Origin of the sequence: Pseudomonas yangonensis (genome assembly GCF_009932725.1) — a bacterium.
GTDB classification, from domain to species: domain Bacteria; phylum Pseudomonadota; class Gammaproteobacteria; order Pseudomonadales; family Pseudomonadaceae; genus Aquipseudomonas; species Aquipseudomonas yangonensis.
This window is the reverse complement of record NZ_BLJU01000005.1, coordinates 410,417-426,739: the sequence shown is the minus strand read 5'-3', so window position 1 is coordinate 426,739 and position 16,323 is coordinate 410,417. Positions and strand designations below refer to the sequence as shown.

Here is a 16,323-nt window from a genome sequence, read left to right as displayed (position 1 = left end):
CGTTTTATGCGTGGGTGGTTTACAGACCCGGCTCAGGCTCTTGCGCGCGATCGGAAGTGTCCCCGCGAACCCTGGCGTAGCGGATTCAAATGGCGTTGTCACGCAGCAGGACCGGGGCGCATGTGGTTGCGGTTGCCATACCCCACAGAATGGCTTACCGGTCGGTCTGTTCTGTAGTCATGCACCGTCTCGGTGCAGCCTTGAAAGAAAATGTCGCAGCGCCGCAAGCGGTGGCAGGGCGTCCCTCGTTAAGCTCGCCGATTAAGTGTGACCACCTGGTCGCCCGCCTTCACGCTGGTCCGCATGCGACTTGCAAGTGTCATTGTCGCTTCATGGACTAACGTTGAACGAGCAGGCTATTGAAAAACGTAGGCGAGGCAGCCAGTGCAAGGCGAAAACAGGCGAAAAAGCGGAGTTTACGAGTTGTAAATGAGCATTTTGAGCCTGTTTTTAACGCAGCAATGGCAACGTAGGTAGTTTTCAACAGCCTGCTAAACCCTGCGACAGCAATCCAGACTTCTGTCGAACCATCAGCCCAATGGAGCAAAACCATGGCGTTCTTTACGGCGGCCAGCAAAGCCGACTTCCAGCACCAACTGCAAGCGGCCCTGGCACAGCACGTGAGTGAGCAGGCGCTGCCACAAGTAGCCCTTTTCGCCGAACAGTTCTTCGGCATCATCGCCCTCGAGGAGTTGACCCAGCGGCGCCTGTCCGACCTGGTCGGTTGCACCCTGTCGGCCTGGCGCATGCTGGAGCAGTTCGATCACGCCAAGCCGCAGGTGCGCGCGTTCAACCCCGATTACGAGAAGCACGGCTGGCAGTCCACCCACACCGCGGTGGAAATCCTGCATGGCGACATTCCGTTTCTGGTCGACTCGGTACGCATGGAGCTGAACCGCCACGGTTACAGCATCCACACCCTGCAGAACAGCGTATTCAGCGTGCGCCGCGACCAGAATGGCCAGTTGCTGGAAATCCTCCCGCGTGGCACCCAGGGCGAGGGCGTGCTGCAGGAAGCGCTGATGTTCCTGGAGATCGATCGCTGCTCCAGCGCCGCCGAGCTGAAGACCCTGGAGAAAGCCATTCACGAAGTCTTCGGTGACGTGCGCATGAGCGTCGCCGACTTCCAGCCGATGAAGGCCAAGGCACGCGAGCTGCTGGCCTGGCTGGATCGCGCCAAGCTCAAGGTGGACAAGACCGAGCTGGAGGAAATCAAGGTCTACCTCAACTGGCTGCTGGACAACCACTTCACCTTCCTCGGTTACGAAGAGTTCACCGTCGCGCCGACCGCCGATGGCGGCACCATGGTCTATGACGAGAAATCCCTGCTGGGCCTGTCCAAGCGCCTGCGCACCGGACTGTCCGCCGAGGAACTGCACATCGAGCCGGAAGCGGTGGCCTACCTGCGCGAGCCGCAGCTGCTGTCCTTTGCCAAGGCTGCGGTGCCGAGCCGCGTGCACCGTCCGGCCTACCCGGATTTCGTTTCCATCCGCGAACTCGATGCCAAGGGCAACGTGGTCAAGGAATGCCGCTTCATGGGTCTGTACACCTCGGCGGTGTACGCCGAAAGCGTGTGGAACATCCCCTACATCCGCCGCAAGGTGGATGTGATCAAGCAGCGCTCGGGCTTCGACAGCAGCGCCCACCTCGGCAAGGAACTGGCCCAGGTGCTGGAAGTGCTGCCGCGTGATGATCTGTTCCAGACCCCGGTGGATGACCTGTTCAACACCGCCCTGGCCATCGTGCAGATTCAGGAACGCAACAAGATTCGCGTGTTCCTGCGTCGCGATCCCTACGGCCGCTTCTGCTACTGCCTGGCCTACGTGCCGCGCGACGTCTACTCCACCGAAACCCGGATGAAGATCCAGCAGGTGCTGATGGATCGTCTGCAGGCCACCGATTGCGAGTTCTGGACCTTTTTCTCCGAATCGGTGCTGGCGCGCGTCCAGTTCATCCTGCGCGTCGACCCGAAGAACAAAACCCAGATCGACCCCGTGCGGCTGGAGAAGGAAGTCATCCAGGCCTGCCGTTCGTGGAAGGACGACTACGCCAGCCTGATGGTGGAAAGCCTCGGAGAAGCCCAGGGCACCAGTGTGCTGGCCGAATTCCCCGGCGGCTTCCCGGCCGGTTACCGCGAGCGTTTCGCCCCGCATTCGGCGGTGGTGGACATGCAGCACCTGCTCAGCCTGAGCAACGAAAAACCGCTGGTGATGAGCTTCTACCAGCCGCTGGCGCAGGGCGACCAACAGCTGCACTGCAAGCTGTACCACGCCGACACGCCGCTGCCGCTGTCCGACGTGCTGCCGATTCTGGAGAACCTCGGCCTGCGCGTGCTCGGCGAGTTCCCCTACAAGCTGCGCCGCAATGACGGCCGCGAATTCTGGATTCACGACTTCGCCTTCACCTACGCCGAAGGCCTGGATGTCGACATCCAGCAGCTCAACGACACGCTGCAGGACGCGTTCATCCATATCGTCGGCGGCGAAGCCGAGAACGATGCCTTCAACCGCCTGGTGCTGATCGCCGCCATGCCCTGGCGTGACGTCGCTCTGCTGCGTGCCTATGCGCGTTATCTCAAGCAGATCCGCCTGGGCTTCGACCTCAGCTACATCGCCTCGACCCTGATCAACCACGCCGATATCGCCAGGGAGCTGGTGCGCCTGTTCCGCACCCGTTTCTACCTCGCGCGCAAGCTCACCGCCGAGGATCTGGAAGACAAGCAGCAGAAGCTCGAGCAGGCCATCCTGGCTGCGCTGGACAACGTCGCCGTACTCAACGAAGACCGCATCCTGCGTCGCTACCTGGATCTGATCAAGGCGACCCTGCGTACCAACTTCTTCCAGGCCGATGCCAGCGGCGTGGCCAAGTCCTATTTCAGCTTCAAGCTCAGCCCGCGCCTGATTCCGGAGATTCCGCGGCCGGTGCCTAAGTTCGAGATCTTCGTCTACAGCCCGCGCGTCGAGGGTGTGCACCTGCGCTTCGGCGACGTCGCCCGCGGCGGCCTGCGCTGGTCGGACCGCGAGGAAGACTTCCGTACCGAGGTGCTTGGCCTGGTCAAGGCGCAGCAGGTGAAGAACGCGGTGATCGTGCCGATGGGCGCCAAGGGCGGCTTCGTGCCGCGCAAGATGCCGCTCGGCGGTTCGCGTGACGAGGTGATGGCCGAGGGTATCGCCTGCTACCGCATCTTCATCAGCGGCCTGCTGGATATCACCGACAACCTCAAGGAAGGCGAGGTGGTGCCGCCGGTGGGCGTGGTGCGCCACGACGCTGACGATCCCTACCTGGTGGTGGCGGCGGACAAGGGCACCGCGACCTTCTCCGACATCGCCAACGGCATCGCTGCCGAGTACGGCTTCTGGCTCGGCGACGCCTTCGCCTCCGGCGGTTCGGCCGGTTACGACCACAAGGGCATGGGCATCACCGCCAAGGGCGGCTGGGTCTCGGTGCAGCGCCACTTCCGCGAGCGCGGCATCGACGTGCAGAAGGACAACGTTACCGTGATCGGCATCGGCGATATGGCCGGCGACGTGTTCGGCAACGGCATGCTGCTGTCGGACAAGCTGCAGCTGGTGGCTGCCTTCAACCACATGCATATCTTCATCGATCCGAACCCGGATGCGGCCAGGAGCTTCGCCGAGCGCAAGCGTCTGTTCGACCTGCCGCGTTCGAGCTGGGCCGACTACGACAGCAAGCTGATCTCCGAAGGCGGCGGCATCTTCCTGCGCAGCGCCAAGAGCATCACCATCACCCCGCAGATGAAGGCGCGCTTCGACATCGCCGCCGACAAGCTGGCGCCCACCGAGCTGCTCAACGCGCTGCTCAAGGCACCGGTCGACCTGCTGTGGAACGGCGGTATCGGCACCTACGTCAAATCCAGCAAGGAAAGCCACGCCGACGTCGGCGACAAGGCCAACGACGCGCTGCGCGTGGACGGTCGTGAACTGCGCGCCAAGGTGGTGGGCGAGGGCGGCAACCTGGGCATGACCCAGCTTGGCCGCGTCGAGTTCGGCCTGCATGGCGGCGCCAGCAACACCGACTTCATCGACAACGCCGGCGGTGTGGACTGCTCCGACCATGAAGTGAACATCAAGATTCTGCTGGGCGAGATCGTCTCGGGCGGCGACATGACCGAGAAGCAGCGCAACAAGCTGCTGGCCGAGATGACCGATGACGTGTCCGAGCTGGTGCTGGGCAACAACTACAAGCAGACCCAGGCGCTGTCGCTGGCCGAACGCCGCGCCCGCGAGCGCGTCGGCGAGTACAAGCGCCTGATGAACGCGCTGGAGAGCGCCGGCAAGCTCGACCGCGCGCTGGAGTTCCTGCCCTCGGACGAAGAGCTGAACGAGCGCGCCACCAACGGCCAGGGCCTGACCCGCCCGGAACTGTCGGTGCTGATCTCCTACAGCAAGATCGACCTCAAGGAATCCTTGCTCAAGTCCCTGGTGCCGGACGACGACTACCTGGCGCGCGAGATGGAAACCGCCTTCCCGGAAATCCTCACCGAGAAGTTCGGCGACGCCATGCGCCGTCATCGCCTCAAGCGCGAGATCGTCAGCACGCAGATCGCCAACGATCTGGTCAACCACATGGGCATCACCTTCGTGCAGCGCCTGAAGGAGTCCACCGGCATGAGCGCGGCCAACGTCGCCGGCGCCTACGTCATCGTGCGTGACCTGTTCCGTCTGCCGCACTGGTGGGCGCAGATCGAGGCGCTGGACTACAAGGTACCGGCCGAGCTGCAGCTGCAGCTGATGGACGAGCTGATGCGTCTGGGCCGTCGTGCCACCCGCTGGTTCCTGCGCAGCCGTCGCAACGAGCTGGATGCGGCGCGCGATGTCGCGCACTTCGCGCCGCGCATCGAGGCGCTGGTCGGTCGTCTGGACGAGCTGCTCGAAGGCCCGGCTCGCGAACAGTGGCTGGCGCGTTACCAGAGCTTCGTCGAAGCCGGCACGCCGGAAGAGCTGGCGCGTGTTGTGGCCGGCACCAGCCATCTGTACACCCTGCTGCCGATCATCGAAGCGGCGGATGTCACCGGCAAGGACACCAGCGAAGTGGCCACCGCCTACTTCGCCGTCGGTGGCGCGCTGGAGCTGTCCTGGTACCTGCAGCAGATCACCAATCTGCCGGTGGAAACCAACTGGCAGGCGCTGGCCCGCGAAGCCTTCCGTGACGATCTGGACTGGCAGCAGCGTGCGATCACCGTGTCGGTGCTGCAGATGGCCGAGGGGCCACAGGAAATCGAGGCGCGCGTGGCGCTGTGGCTCGACCAGCATCAACGCCTGGTCGACCGCTGGAAGGCGATGCTGGTCGAGCTGCGTTCGGCGACCGGCACTGACTACGCCATGTATGCGGTGGCCAACCGCGAGCTGATGGATCTGGCGCAAAGCGCCTGAGCTGTCCGCTGAAATCAAAGAGCCCCGCCAAGTGCGGGGCTTCTTTTTCTGGGGCGGTATTCACAGGCTTTGGTAGTCGGGTAGCCCGGATGCAATCCGGGGGCAGGCTCAGGAACGCCCCGGATTTCATCCGGGCTACACATTCAGGTTCTACGCAAATGTGCTCCCTCTCCCATTTATGGGAGAGGGGCTGGGGGAGAGGGCGGTAGCGCCGCGAGTCGCCTGTCTGTCTCGCTAGACGGAAACCCGTAGCCCGGATGCAATCCGGGGGGCAGGCTCAAGAACGCCCCGAATTTCATCCGGGCTACACATCCAGGTTCTACGCAGTGTGCTCCCCTCTCCCATGGGAGAGGGGCAGGGGGAGAGGGCGGTAGCGCCGCGAGTCATCTGTCTGTCTCGCTAGACGGAAACCCGTAGCCCGGATGCAATCCGGGGTCAGGCTCAGGGACGCCCCGGCTTTCCTCCGGGCTACGTACCCAAGCTCAGCGCAGCATCTGCTCGACCAGACGCTTCTCTTCGGAGAGTTCGCGCTGACGGGCATCGATGCGCGATGCCAACTGGAAGTTGTTGCTGGCGCGGCGCTTGGCGAAGTCCAGTTGCTCGATGGCCTGGTTGTAATCGCCGACCAAGGCGAAGAACTCCGCGCGCGCCTGATGCAGACCGATGGTGTTGCCGCTCAGGCCGCGTACCTCGGCGACCTGATACCACACGTCCGGGTCCTTGGCGCGGGTCTTGAGCAGGTTGTCCAGGGCGCGCTCGGCTTCGGCGATGCGTTGCTGTTTGAGCAGCAGGTCGACTTGCGTCTGCTGCAGCGGGTAGTTGCTCGGGTAGAGGGTGAACATGCGCTTCTGGCGGCGCTCGGCGGCATCCAGGCGGTTGGCCGCCATATCCAGCTCGATCTGCGCCAGGTTGTAGGTGATGTCGTCCGGGCTCTTGCTCAGTAGCGGGGCCAGGGTCTCGCCGGCCTCGGCGAGTTGGCCGGTTTTCATCTGTGCCAGCACCAGCCCATAGCGGGCTGCATCGAGGCCCGGGTTCTCGTCGAGCATGGCGCGGAAACGCTTGGCAGCGACGCCCGGTGTTTCCTCGTAGGTCAGTTGTACGCGTGCACGCATCAACTGGTAACGCAAGCTGTCCTCACGACCCTGGGCCGGATACTGTTCGGCGCGGTTGCGGGTATCGGCGATACGCGATTCCGACACCGGGTGAGTGAGCAGGAATTCCGGCGGTTTGGCGTCGTAGCGGTACTGACGCATCAATCGCTCGAACATCATCGGCATCGCGCGTGGGTCGTATCCTGCCTTTTCCAGGTTGACCAGGCCGATACGGTCGGCCTCCTGCTCGTTCTGTCGGGAGAAGCGCCGTTGCTCCTGAATGGCCGCGGCCTGGGTCGACATGATGGTGGCGATACCGGCGTCGCCCGCACCTGCCGCGGCGGCGACGATGCCGGCGAGCATGGCCGCCATCAGCGGCAACTGCATGCGCTGCTGCGCCTCGACGCCACGGGCGAAGTGGCGCTGCGACAAGTGCGCCAGTTCGTGCGCCATGACCGAGGCGTACTCGGCTTCGGTCTGAGCATAGAGGAACAAGCCGCCGTTGACCCCGACGATTCCGCCAGGGGCGGCGAAGGCGTTCAGTTGCGGGCTGTTGAGCAGGACGAATTCCAGGCGGCGATCCTGCAGCTGGCTGGTTTCTGCCAGGCGATAGACGCTGGACTCGACGAAGTCCTTGAGTTGCGGGTCGTCCAGTTGCGAAACCTGACCACGCAGCAGACCGAGCCAGGCGCGGCCTAGCTGGTGTTCTTGCTGCGGCGAGACGATCGAGGAGCTGGCGTCGCCAAGCGACGGCAGGTCACTGGCGCCGGTATGGGCGGCGAACAGGCAGGCCAGCGTCAGCAGGGTGGGGCGCAGAAAAGTCATGCACTCAGGGCTCTCGGGAGGCAAAGGCGTTACTGTAGCCGGCCAGACACCGCGCTGGCCAGGGTTGCGGCGGCTTGGGTATCCTAGCCGACTTATCAGGAGTAGATGATGACAGACGTACCGGCGTTCGATGCCGAACTCGATGCCTGCGGGCTGAACTGCCCGCTGCCGTTGCTCAAAGCCAAGCTCGAGCTCAATCGCCTGGCCAGCGGTGCCGTGCTCAAGGTCAGCGCCACCGATGCCGGCTCGCAGCGCGATTTTCGCGCCTTCGCCAGTCTCGCCGGGCATGCGCTGCTGCATGAAGAGGTCGACGCAGGTATTTATCGTTACTGGTTGCGTAAAGCCTGAACCATCCCCGTCACGCAGGCTAAAAGATAACGGGCGCGCCTCTTTTGCAGATTAAGGATTGTTGATGGTCAAGGTTATTCGCGACTGGCTGTACCGCTATTTCTCCGATGAGCAGGCCGTGGTGCTGGCGGTGCTGCTGGTGCTGGGCTTTGCCGTGGTGCTGACGCTCGGCGGGATGCTTGCGCCAGTGCTGACCGGCCTGGTGCTGGCCTTTCTCATGCAGGGCCTGGTCAACGGTCTGGAACGTCTCAAGGTACCGCAGGTGTTGGCAGTCTGGCTGGTGTTCACCCTGTTCATGGGCGGGCTGACGGTATTTCTGCTGGTGCTGATGCCGCTGCTTTGGCAGCAGCTGAGCACCCTGTTCAACGAACTGCCGCGCATGGCGGCTGAATGGCAGTCGGTCTTCCTGCTGCTGCCTGAGCGTTACCCGAATCTGATTACCGATGCACAGGTGGTGCAACTGATCGACAGCATGCGCGGCGAAGCCGGCAAGTTTGGCCAGTGGGCGCTGTCGTTCTCCCTGTCCAGCCTGCCGGTGCTGGTCAGCGTGATGATCTACCTGGTGCTGGTGCCAATTCTGGTGTTCTTCTTCCTCAAGGACCGAGAGCAGATCGGCCAGTGGTTCCGCGGCTACCTGCCGCGCGAGCGCGCGCTGATCACTCAGGTGGCGCAGGAGATGAACCAGCAGATCGCCAACTACATTCGCGGCAAGTTCATCGAGATCATCATTTGCGGCGTGGTCACTTACATCGCCTTCGCCTACCTGGGCCTGAATTACGCCGCGCTGCTGGCCCTGCTGGTCGGCCTGTCGGTGGTGGTGCCCTACATCGGTGCGGTGGTGGTGACGGTGCCGGTGGCGCTGATCGGTCTGTTCCAGTGGGGCTGGAGCGACCAATTCCTCTACCTGATGGTGATCTACGGCATCATCCAGGCACTCGACGGCAACGTGCTGGTGCCGCTGCTGTTCTCCGAGGCGGTCAACCTGCATCCGGTGGCGATCATCTGCGCGGTGCTGCTGTTCGGTGGGCTATGGGGGTTCTGGGGCGTGTTCTTCGCCATTCCGCTGGCCACCCTGTTCAAGGCCGTGATCAATGCCTGGCCGCGTACCGAGCTGGTGGCTATCGACTGAAAGGGACACGCAGATAGAAAGAAGGCCGCAAGCGCGGCCTTTTTCGATTGTGGCGAGGATCAGGCCTTGTTCAGGGCCTCGGCCGCTGCCAGCACCTTGTCGACATGGCCGGCGACCTTGATATTGCGCCATTCCTCGCGCAGCACGCCGTTCTTGTCGATGAGGAAGGTGCTGCGCACGATGCCCATGTATTCCTTGCCGTAGTTCTTTTTCAGCTGATACACGCCGAACAGGTCGCACAGCTGGTGCTCTTCGTCGCTGATCAGCTCGAAGGGAAAGGCCTGCTTGCTTTTGAAACTCTCGTGCTTCTTCAGGCTGTCCATCGATACGCCGAAGACCAGCGTATTGGCTGCTTCGAACTGCTCGAAGCGAGCGCTGAAATCCATACCTTCAGTGGTGCAGCCCGGCGTGGCGTCCTTCGGGTAGAAGTACAGCACCACCTGCTTGCCCTTGAGGTCGGACAGCTTTACCTGCTGACCACTGGTGGCCTGGGCCTGGAAGTCGGCAACGGGTTTGTCGAGTTCAACGGACATGGAGACTCCTTCATTCAGGGGTTGTCGGCGACCTCTCGCGCTCGAGCCATGCAATACCGATTGCGGCCCCGCAGAAACAGGTGAGGCCCGGTCGGGATCGCGTACGCCTTTACGAGTGGTAAATGAGCCGAACCTGTTTCTAACGCAGCAGGGCCGACGCGCAGCAGATCGTCATGGATTCTGCGGGCGCCAGGGTTCGATCAAGGCATCGAGATTAAGCGCATCGGCAAAATCCAGAAACTGATCGCGCAGCCAGCTGATTTGCGTGCCGGCCGGCAGCGTCACGGTCAGGGTGGCGTTGAGCATGGTGCCGCCGGTCTGTGGCGCCTGGTAGGTATCGCAGGTCAGGCTCTCCAGCTCGACGCGGTGATCGATGAAGAACTGGCACAGTTCGTTGAGGATATCCGGGCGGTAAACGGCGCTGACGTAGGCCACGTAAGGCAGCGCCTGCGGGCGTACCTCCGCGGCGGCGCTGCGCACCAGGTCCACGGTGAAGTCGTGCTTCTTGGCCAGCAGCGGCAGGCTCGACTCCAGGCGCGCCAGTGCATCCCAACTGCCGGACACCTGCAGCACCAGAGCGCTGAACTCTCCATGGCGGCTCAAGCGGGTGCTGATCACCGCGCAACGGTTCTCGTGGCTGGTGCGGCTGAGCAGGTTGGTCAGGGCCATGGCATCGCGGCCGAGAGCGCTGATAACGAGGAATTGTTCGCGAACGGGGGGGGTGGACATGCAGCCTTCCTAAAGCGATGAACGGTCCGCGCATGAGCAGCCGCAGACCAAAGGCAGCAGGTTAGCGAAAAGCACCGCCGAGGGGAATGGCGGCACCTGGTGCATCGGACGACGGCCAGCACGTATAACGGGCCGTTGCTTGTGCCGGACTGGTGGCACCAGTACCATTACGGCTCAATTTTTCCGGCAGGAGCGGTTGCATGATTGCGGGCAGTATGGTGGCACTGGTCACGCCCATGGATGCGCAGGGTGGTCTGGATTGGGAGGCCCTGAGCAAATTGGTGGATTTCCACCTGCAGGAGGGCACCAATGCCATCGTCGCGGTCGGCACCACCGGTGAGTCCGCCACGCTGGACGTGGGTGAACACATCGAAGTGATCAAGCGTGTGGTCAAGCAGGTCGCCGGCCGCATTCCGGTGATCGCCGGTACCGGTGGCAACTCCACTCGCGAGTCGGTCGAGCTGACCCGTGCCGCCCAGGAGGTTGGCGCCGACGCTGCCCTGCTGGTGACCCCGTACTACAACAAGCCGACCCAGGAAGGCCTGTACCTGCACTTCCGCCACATTGCCGAAGCCGTGTCCATCCCGCAGATCCTCTACAACGTGCCGGGTCGTACCGTGTGCGACATGCTGCCGGAGACCGTCGAGCGCCTGTCGAAGATCGACAACATCATCGGTATCAAGGAAGCCACCGGCGACCTGCAGCGCGCCCAGGAAGTGCTGGATCGCGTCAGCAAGGATTTCCTCGTCTACTCCGGTGACGACGCCACCGCCGTTGAACTCATGCTGCTGGGCGGCAAGGGCAACATCTCGGTTACCGCCAACGTTGCGCCGCGCGCCATGAGCGACCTGTGCGCTGCTGCCATGCGTGGCGAGGCTGCCATCGCCCGCGCCATCAATGACCGTCTGATGCCGTTGCACAAGGCCCTGTTCCTCGAATCCAATCCGATTCCGGTGAAATGGGCGCTGCACGAAATGGGCTTGATGGGCGATGGTATCCGCCTGCCGCTGACCTGGCTCAGCCCGCGCTGTCACGAACCGCTGCGCCAGGCCATGCGCCAGTGCGGTGTATTGGCTTAACTCAAGGACTTTACGCATGAAGCGACTGGCCGGATTCTCCGCCCTTGCTCTGATCGTCTCCAGCACCAGCGGTTGCGGCTGGCTCTGGGGTGAAAATGGCTACTTCCGTGATCGCGGCAGCGACTACCTGGAAGCGCGCCAGACTGCACCGATGCAATTGCCGGCCGACGTCCAGGCCAAGCGCCTCGATCCGCTACTGCCTGTGCCTGCACAGATTGCCAGCACCACCGCCACTCCTGCCGAATTCGAAGTGCCGCGCCCGCAAGGCCTGCAGGTGCGCGCCGACGAGCGTGAGTTCAGCTTGCAGCGCAGCGGCGATTCGCGCTGGGTGGTGGCTCAGCGCGTGCCGGCCGAAGTCTGGCCGCTGGCGCGTCAGTTCTTCGAAGACAATGGCTTCCGTATCGCCAACGAGCGTCCGCAGGTCGGTGAGTTCACCACCTCCTGGCAGCGTTTCGACGAGCTCTCCGCTGGTATGGCGCGCCGTTTGAGCAGCCGTGTTTCCGGCGTTGCGCCGGATGCAGAAACCCGCGTGCGTGTGCGCATCGAACCGGGCGTGCAGCGCAACACCAGCGAAATTTTCGTCACCAGTGCCGAGCGTCCTGCCGGTAGTGCGGCCGAGGTCGATTTCGCATCGCGTAGCGGCAACGCCAGTCTGGAAGCGGCGCTGCTCGACGAAATGCTGGTGAGCATGGCCCGCGGCGTGGAGCAGGGCGGTTCCGTATCGCTGCTGGCCGCGCGCGACTTCGACGCCCCCAGCCGCGTCAGCCTGAGCGAAGACGGCAACGGTAACCCGGTGCTCAACCTGGGCGCCGATTTCGACCGTGCCTGGTCCGGTGTCGGTCGCTCGCTGGAGCTTGGCGATGTGCGCGTCGACGACCTCAACCGCAGCCTCGGCCTGTACTACATCAACCTGGCCGAAGGTGCTCAGGTCAACGAGAAGAAGCCCGGCTTCTTCGGCCGCATGTTCGGCAGCGCGCCGAGCAAGGAAGAGATCGAAGCCCGTGCCGAGCGCTACCAGGTGCGTCTGACCCCGGTGGGCGATGGCGTGCAGGTCACTGTGGAAAAAGACCTCAACACCGTCGCTCCGGCCGATGTATCGCGCCGCGTGCTGAGCCTGATCCAGGATAATCTCGGCTGATCAGCGCACTGCGCTCCAGCCGCTAATCGATGGGCGAAACCCCGCAAAGGTTTCGCCTGTTTCGTTTGCCAGAAACGGAAATGCCGACATGAGCACACCCACCACCCTGAGCCTGAAGAAAATCTACTCGGGCAAGGTCCGCGACCTCTACGAAATCGACGACAAGCGCATGCTGATGGTGGCCACCGATCGTCTGTCGGCATTCGACGTCATCCTCGAACAACCGATCCCGGAAAAGGGCAAGATCCTCACCGCCATCTCCAATTTCTGGTTCGACAAGCTGGCTGGCGTGGTGCCCAACCACTTCACCGGTGACAAGGTCGAGGACGTCGTATCGGCTGCCGAGCTGCCGCTGGTCGAAGGCCGCGCGGTCGTCGCCAAGCGCCTAAAGCCGGTCGCCGTGGAAGCCATCGTGCGCGGCTATATCGTCGGCTCTGGTTGGAAGGAATACCAGAAGAGCGGCACCGTTTGTGGTATCGCCCTGCCGGCCGGCCTGAAAGAAGCGGCCAAGCTGCCGCAACCGATCTTCACCCCCTCGACCAAGGCCGCCGTGGGCGATCATGACGAGAACATCAGCTTCGAGCAGTGTGAAGCCATCATCGGCGCCGAACTGGCCGCCCAGGTGCGTGACACGGCGATCAAGCTGTACACCACGGCAGTCGAGTACGCCGCTACCCGCGGCATCATCATCGCCGACACCAAATTCGAATTCGGCCTGGACGAAGACGGCACCCTGACCCTGATGGACGAAGTGCTGACCCCGGACTCCAGCCGCTTCTGGCCCGCCGACAGCTATGCAGAGGGCAGCAATCCGCCGAGCTTCGACAAGCAGTTCGTGCGCGACTGGCTGGAGTCCACCGGCTGGAACAAACAACCCCCGGCCCCGGCAGTTCCGGCAGATGTCGCGCAGAAGACCGCCGACAAGTATCGCGAAGCGCTGACCCGTCTGACCGCCTGAGCCCCGGCCTTTTCACAAGCGCCTGATAGCACAAGAAAATTTTTCAAAATAAGCTTCGCCAAAGCGCATTCAGCTGTTATCATGCGCGCCGCTTGGGAAGATGCCGGAGTGGTCGAACGGGACGGATTCGAAATCCGTTGTGTCAGCAATGGCACCTAGGGTTCAAATCCCTATCTTCCCGCCATACTAAAAAGCCCCGTAATTCAATGAGTTACGGGGCTTTTTCTTGTCTTCAGGAAAGTAAAAAATCGCTTGGGGGCAAAATTGGGGGCATTTGGGGGCAAAAACCAGTCCTCCCAAACCGCTATACACCGCTCCAATCCTCCCCAAATCCCATTTGCTCAGACACCTGGTGGGCCATTCGCTTGGTGTCAGACGGGATCAGCTTTGCATAGTGTTTCTTAATCATGGTCGTGTCGGCATGGCCCAGCTGTTTGGCCAGCCACTCCAGCGTCACGTGGCTTGATAGGGCCTGGCTGGCAAACGTATGCCGGCACTGGTTGATCCCGCGATGGTTCACCTTGGACTTGACCAGGTGCTCCTTGAACCACTCATCCAGGCGGTCAGGGTGCCACGCATTACCCGTCGTCCAGTCCCGGAACAGGAAGGTGACGCTCTCAGGCTCACTGGTCAGGTTATCGCGCTGGGTGACATCAATCTGCTGCGGTTGGCAGGTGACGGTGTCCTCCAGGACGAGCGCCATCAATTCCGCAGCTGGCTTGATCAGCTCAACAAAGCGCTCACGCGATTCTTCTTTGGGCACTCGGTAAATGCCATCCACATAGGCGCGGCGCACATGGATTAGCTTGTTGTCCAGATCCACGTCCTCACGAGCCAGTCCCATCATCTCAGAGCGTGAGAGGCCGGCCCAGCAGTTCATCACCACCACACGGGCCTCACGCAGCCTCAGGGGATCTGCATGCTGGATCCGTTTGATTTCTTCGCGGGTGAACGGGTCTGCCAGGCTTTTGTATTTCACCTTGTGGTTCTGGATCCCCTCCATGTGATTGGTCGTAATCAGTTGGTTTGATTTGGCGTCAGCCCATACCCCCCGAACCACGGTCAAAACGTCGTTAACCGTCTTAGGCGAAAGCCCCTTTGAGCCGTCCAAGGGTTTCACCAGGTGGTTACGGAACAACTTGAGTTCTTGAATCGTGACTTCGTTGATAGCGGTGTCGCCGAAGTAGCGAATCACATGGCCTGCTTTGCACTTGTAATTGAGGTATGTGGTCGATGCCAACCCGCTTTGTGCCACGCGCAGCCAGAGCAGGACGCCCTCTTTGACGGTCATGCAATCGGACGTGGGGGCAGGGGGCGTCGCAACTGGTGCCGTAATAGCAGGTTGGACAGGAAGAGGACTTTCCACCTGATCAACCACCACGGCTTTAGTCACTTTGACGGAATCCGGAAATCGGCGTTGGTAGTCAAAGACGCCCCGCTTGATTTCGTCGACCACCAATTCGCGGATGCTTTTGGCGTACGCGATGGTCTTCTCATTCACCGGCATGTCGCGGATCACTTCGCGACAGCGCTTGCCGTTGAGCATGAAGTTGATGCGGACTTTGCCGTTGTGGATTTCAACCCCTGTGGGCATCTTCATGTTCATAGCGCTCCTGACATCCATTTTTCGATGGCATCGCGGTTGTAGATGACGCGATTCGCGGGGTCTCGATCCCAGTGCTTACCTTCGTGCCATTGGCCGCTTCCTCGGTACTTTCGAGCAGCCTCAGGACTGATACCGAAGACAGGGAACAGGAGCTCTTGCCTGACCCACTTGGCGGGGACAATCGCGAATAACTGCTTAATGCTTGGTGGTTGGATGATGTCGTTGTCGGTGGGTTGTTTCGCTGTTGCTGTCACTGCTCTTTCTCCTGGCTGCCAATATATAACAGCAAATGCTGTTGTGGTGGGTAAAAAAAGGGGGAGCCACGGCTAAGCCATGGCACGGCGCGCTCTCACTAGTCCCATGACGGTACCGACGGTCACTGTGTTCTCGTCTAGGCGGAGCATCTTTTCGGGGTACTTGGGGTTAAAGATTTCTAGGTACTTTGCGCTTGGTGTCTGGCATAGACGTCCAAAATCAGTAATGTCCCTGGCGTTCCGAACCACGACATCATCGTTATTGTTGGGCGTGACTGTGGGATCCACCAGGATCAGGTCGCCTACGAGGTAATGAGGCTCCATCTGATCAAAGCAGACCCTCATCCAAAAGGCGTGGGGGCTATGTTCAAAGGGGCTCAAGAACCAGTCTTTGTCTTGATGTTTTAGGTGGGCTTCGAGCGGTGTGCTCAGCGCTTCGTTCTCCCAGGAGATGATGGGCAATTTTCGCGCCGGGGGAGGGGTCGGTATACCGGCCTGCGTCTCTGGCTCATCCTCGACAACTGGTGCCATTTTGGCGCGGCTGATCAAGCCCAATAAGTGCTGAGGGCCCGTCTCTTCCGCAGGCAAGACTCCCATATCTTTTCGGAAAAAAGCTCCTTTCGCTTGGGCAAGGTTACCGCCATGGATCAGCCATTCGGGCGTGATATGCAGGGCGTTTGCCAACTCAAGTATCTTCTTGGTGCCCTTATTACGCCCTGTCTCTAAGTTGCCGATGGTAGCTTGCGAAAGGCCTGACTTTGCGGCCAGTTGGGCTTGCGTCAGCTGGCGTTCTTCACGCAGGAAAGTCAGGCGTTCAGCAAAGCTAGCTAGCGATTTCTGTGTGGTGATAGCAATGCTTTCACCACTTTCATCCTGTGCAATTGGGCCACCGGTATCAGCAAAGGGGGCAGGGCCCTCTCCGTTGATAAGCCAGTCAGCAGGCACCTTGAGTGCCTGTGCGAGCTCTACAGCGTTGTGGGAGCTCTTGGACGATCCGCTCTCAAGCAGGGCAACGCTTGACTGGGTAATGCCGACCAGTCTTGCAAGGTCGCTTTGGGTCAGTTTACGAGCCCTGCGTGCAGTGGCGATCCGGCCACCGAGCGTGTTCGTGTCGAAGGCTTTCATCAGCTTCTTTCCTCATCAGTTGGCTCGATAGTACTCATCTCTAACAGCCCTGTCAATAAATGCTATTGACAATTGCAGGAAGGTCAATAGTATTTGTGAAAACAGCAAATGCTGT

General features: G+C 61.5%; 12 protein-coding genes and 1 tRNA gene. 7 read left to right on the top strand and 6 right to left on the bottom strand.

The features are described from left to right. Window positions 1-551: 551 nt before the first annotated feature. Window positions 552-5,393 carry an NAD-glutamate dehydrogenase gene (locus GYB81_RS10590; RefSeq protein WP_161897818.1) on the top strand — a complete coding sequence of 1,614 codons (4,842 nt, stop codon included), beginning with the start codon at window positions 552-554 and terminating at the stop codon, window positions 5,391-5,393. Between the two features lie 482 nt (window positions 5,394-5,875). Here the strand turns inward: GYB81_RS10590 and GYB81_RS10585 are convergent, their stop codons facing one another. Beyond that, window positions 5,876-7,309, bottom strand: coding sequence for a M48 family metalloprotease (locus GYB81_RS10585; RefSeq protein ID WP_161866924.1), 1,434 nt, complete (start codon window positions 7,307-7,309; stop codon window positions 5,876-5,878). Window positions 7,310-7,417: 108 nt separating this feature from the next. Between GYB81_RS10585 and GYB81_RS10580 the strand changes: the two genes are divergently transcribed. Together GYB81_RS10580 and GYB81_RS10575 are read left to right on the top strand one after the other, a co-directional pair. Then, on the top strand, window positions 7,418-7,657 hold the full coding sequence (locus GYB81_RS10580; RefSeq protein ID WP_013716292.1) for a sulfurtransferase TusA family protein: 240 nt from the start codon (window positions 7,418-7,420) through the stop codon (window positions 7,655-7,657). Window positions 7,658-7,721: 64 nt separating this feature from the next. Then, window positions 7,722-8,786, top strand: a complete 1,065-nt coding sequence (locus GYB81_RS10575; protein WP_161866923.1) for an AI-2E family transporter — start codon at window positions 7,722-7,724, stop codon at window positions 8,784-8,786. A 59-nt stretch (window positions 8,787-8,845) separates the two neighbouring features. Here GYB81_RS10575 and GYB81_RS10570 read toward each other — a convergent pair whose 3' ends face one another. Beyond that, window positions 8,846-9,319, bottom strand: a complete 474-nt coding sequence (locus GYB81_RS10570) for a peroxiredoxin (protein ID WP_161866922.1) — start codon at window positions 9,317-9,319, stop codon at window positions 8,846-8,848. 171 nt (window positions 9,320-9,490) lie between these two features. Beyond that, window positions 9,491-10,048: a glycine cleavage system transcriptional repressor gene (locus tag GYB81_RS10565; protein ID WP_024308787.1), complete on the bottom strand. Its 558-nt coding sequence runs from the start codon at window positions 10,046-10,048 to the stop codon at window positions 9,491-9,493. 200 nt (window positions 10,049-10,248) lie between these two features. On the opposite strand from GYB81_RS10565, the gene dapA reads away from it, so the two are divergent. From dapA to GYB81_RS10545, 4 genes are all read left to right on the top strand, one after another. Further along, window positions 10,249-11,127 carry a 4-hydroxy-tetrahydrodipicolinate synthase gene (gene dapA, locus GYB81_RS10560; protein ID WP_024308786.1) on the top strand — a complete coding sequence of 293 codons (879 nt, stop codon included), beginning with the start codon at window positions 10,249-10,251 and terminating at the stop codon, window positions 11,125-11,127. A gap of 16 nt (window positions 11,128-11,143) precedes the next feature. Then, window positions 11,144-12,265, top strand: coding sequence for an NlpB/DapX family lipoprotein (gene bamC, locus GYB81_RS10555; protein WP_161866921.1), 1,122 nt, complete (start codon window positions 11,144-11,146; stop codon window positions 12,263-12,265). Window positions 12,266-12,353: 88 nt separating this feature from the next. Further along, entirely contained in the window at window positions 12,354-13,223 is an 870-nt protein-coding gene (locus tag GYB81_RS10550; RefSeq protein WP_161866920.1) for a phosphoribosylaminoimidazolesuccinocarboxamide synthase, read from the top strand. A gap of 94 nt (window positions 13,224-13,317) precedes the next feature. Next, window positions 13,318-13,407 (top strand) — tRNA-Ser (locus GYB81_RS10545). 120 nt (window positions 13,408-13,527) lie between these two features. Here GYB81_RS10545 and GYB81_RS10540 read toward each other — a convergent pair. The 3 genes from GYB81_RS10540 to GYB81_RS10530 all read right to left on the bottom strand — a co-directional run bounded on the left by GYB81_RS10540 (window position 13,528) and on the right by GYB81_RS10530 (window position 16,208). After that, the gene (locus tag GYB81_RS10540; RefSeq protein WP_143505404.1) at window positions 13,528-14,829 is read right to left on the bottom strand and encodes an Arm DNA-binding domain-containing protein; all 1,302 of its coding nucleotides are present in this window, start codon (window positions 14,827-14,829) and stop codon (window positions 13,528-13,530) included. Next, window positions 14,826-15,029: an excisionase family protein gene (gene xisR, locus GYB81_RS10535; RefSeq protein WP_143505456.1), complete on the bottom strand. Its 204-nt coding sequence runs from the start codon at window positions 15,027-15,029 to the stop codon at window positions 14,826-14,828. The genes GYB81_RS10540 and xisR overlap by 4 nt, the downstream gene beginning before the upstream one ends. Before the next feature lie 126 nt (window positions 15,030-15,155). Beyond that, window positions 15,156-16,208: a helix-turn-helix domain-containing protein gene (locus GYB81_RS10530; protein ID WP_161866919.1), complete on the bottom strand. Its 1,053-nt coding sequence runs from the start codon at window positions 16,206-16,208 to the stop codon at window positions 15,156-15,158. Window positions 16,209-16,323: the final 115 nt, after the last annotated feature.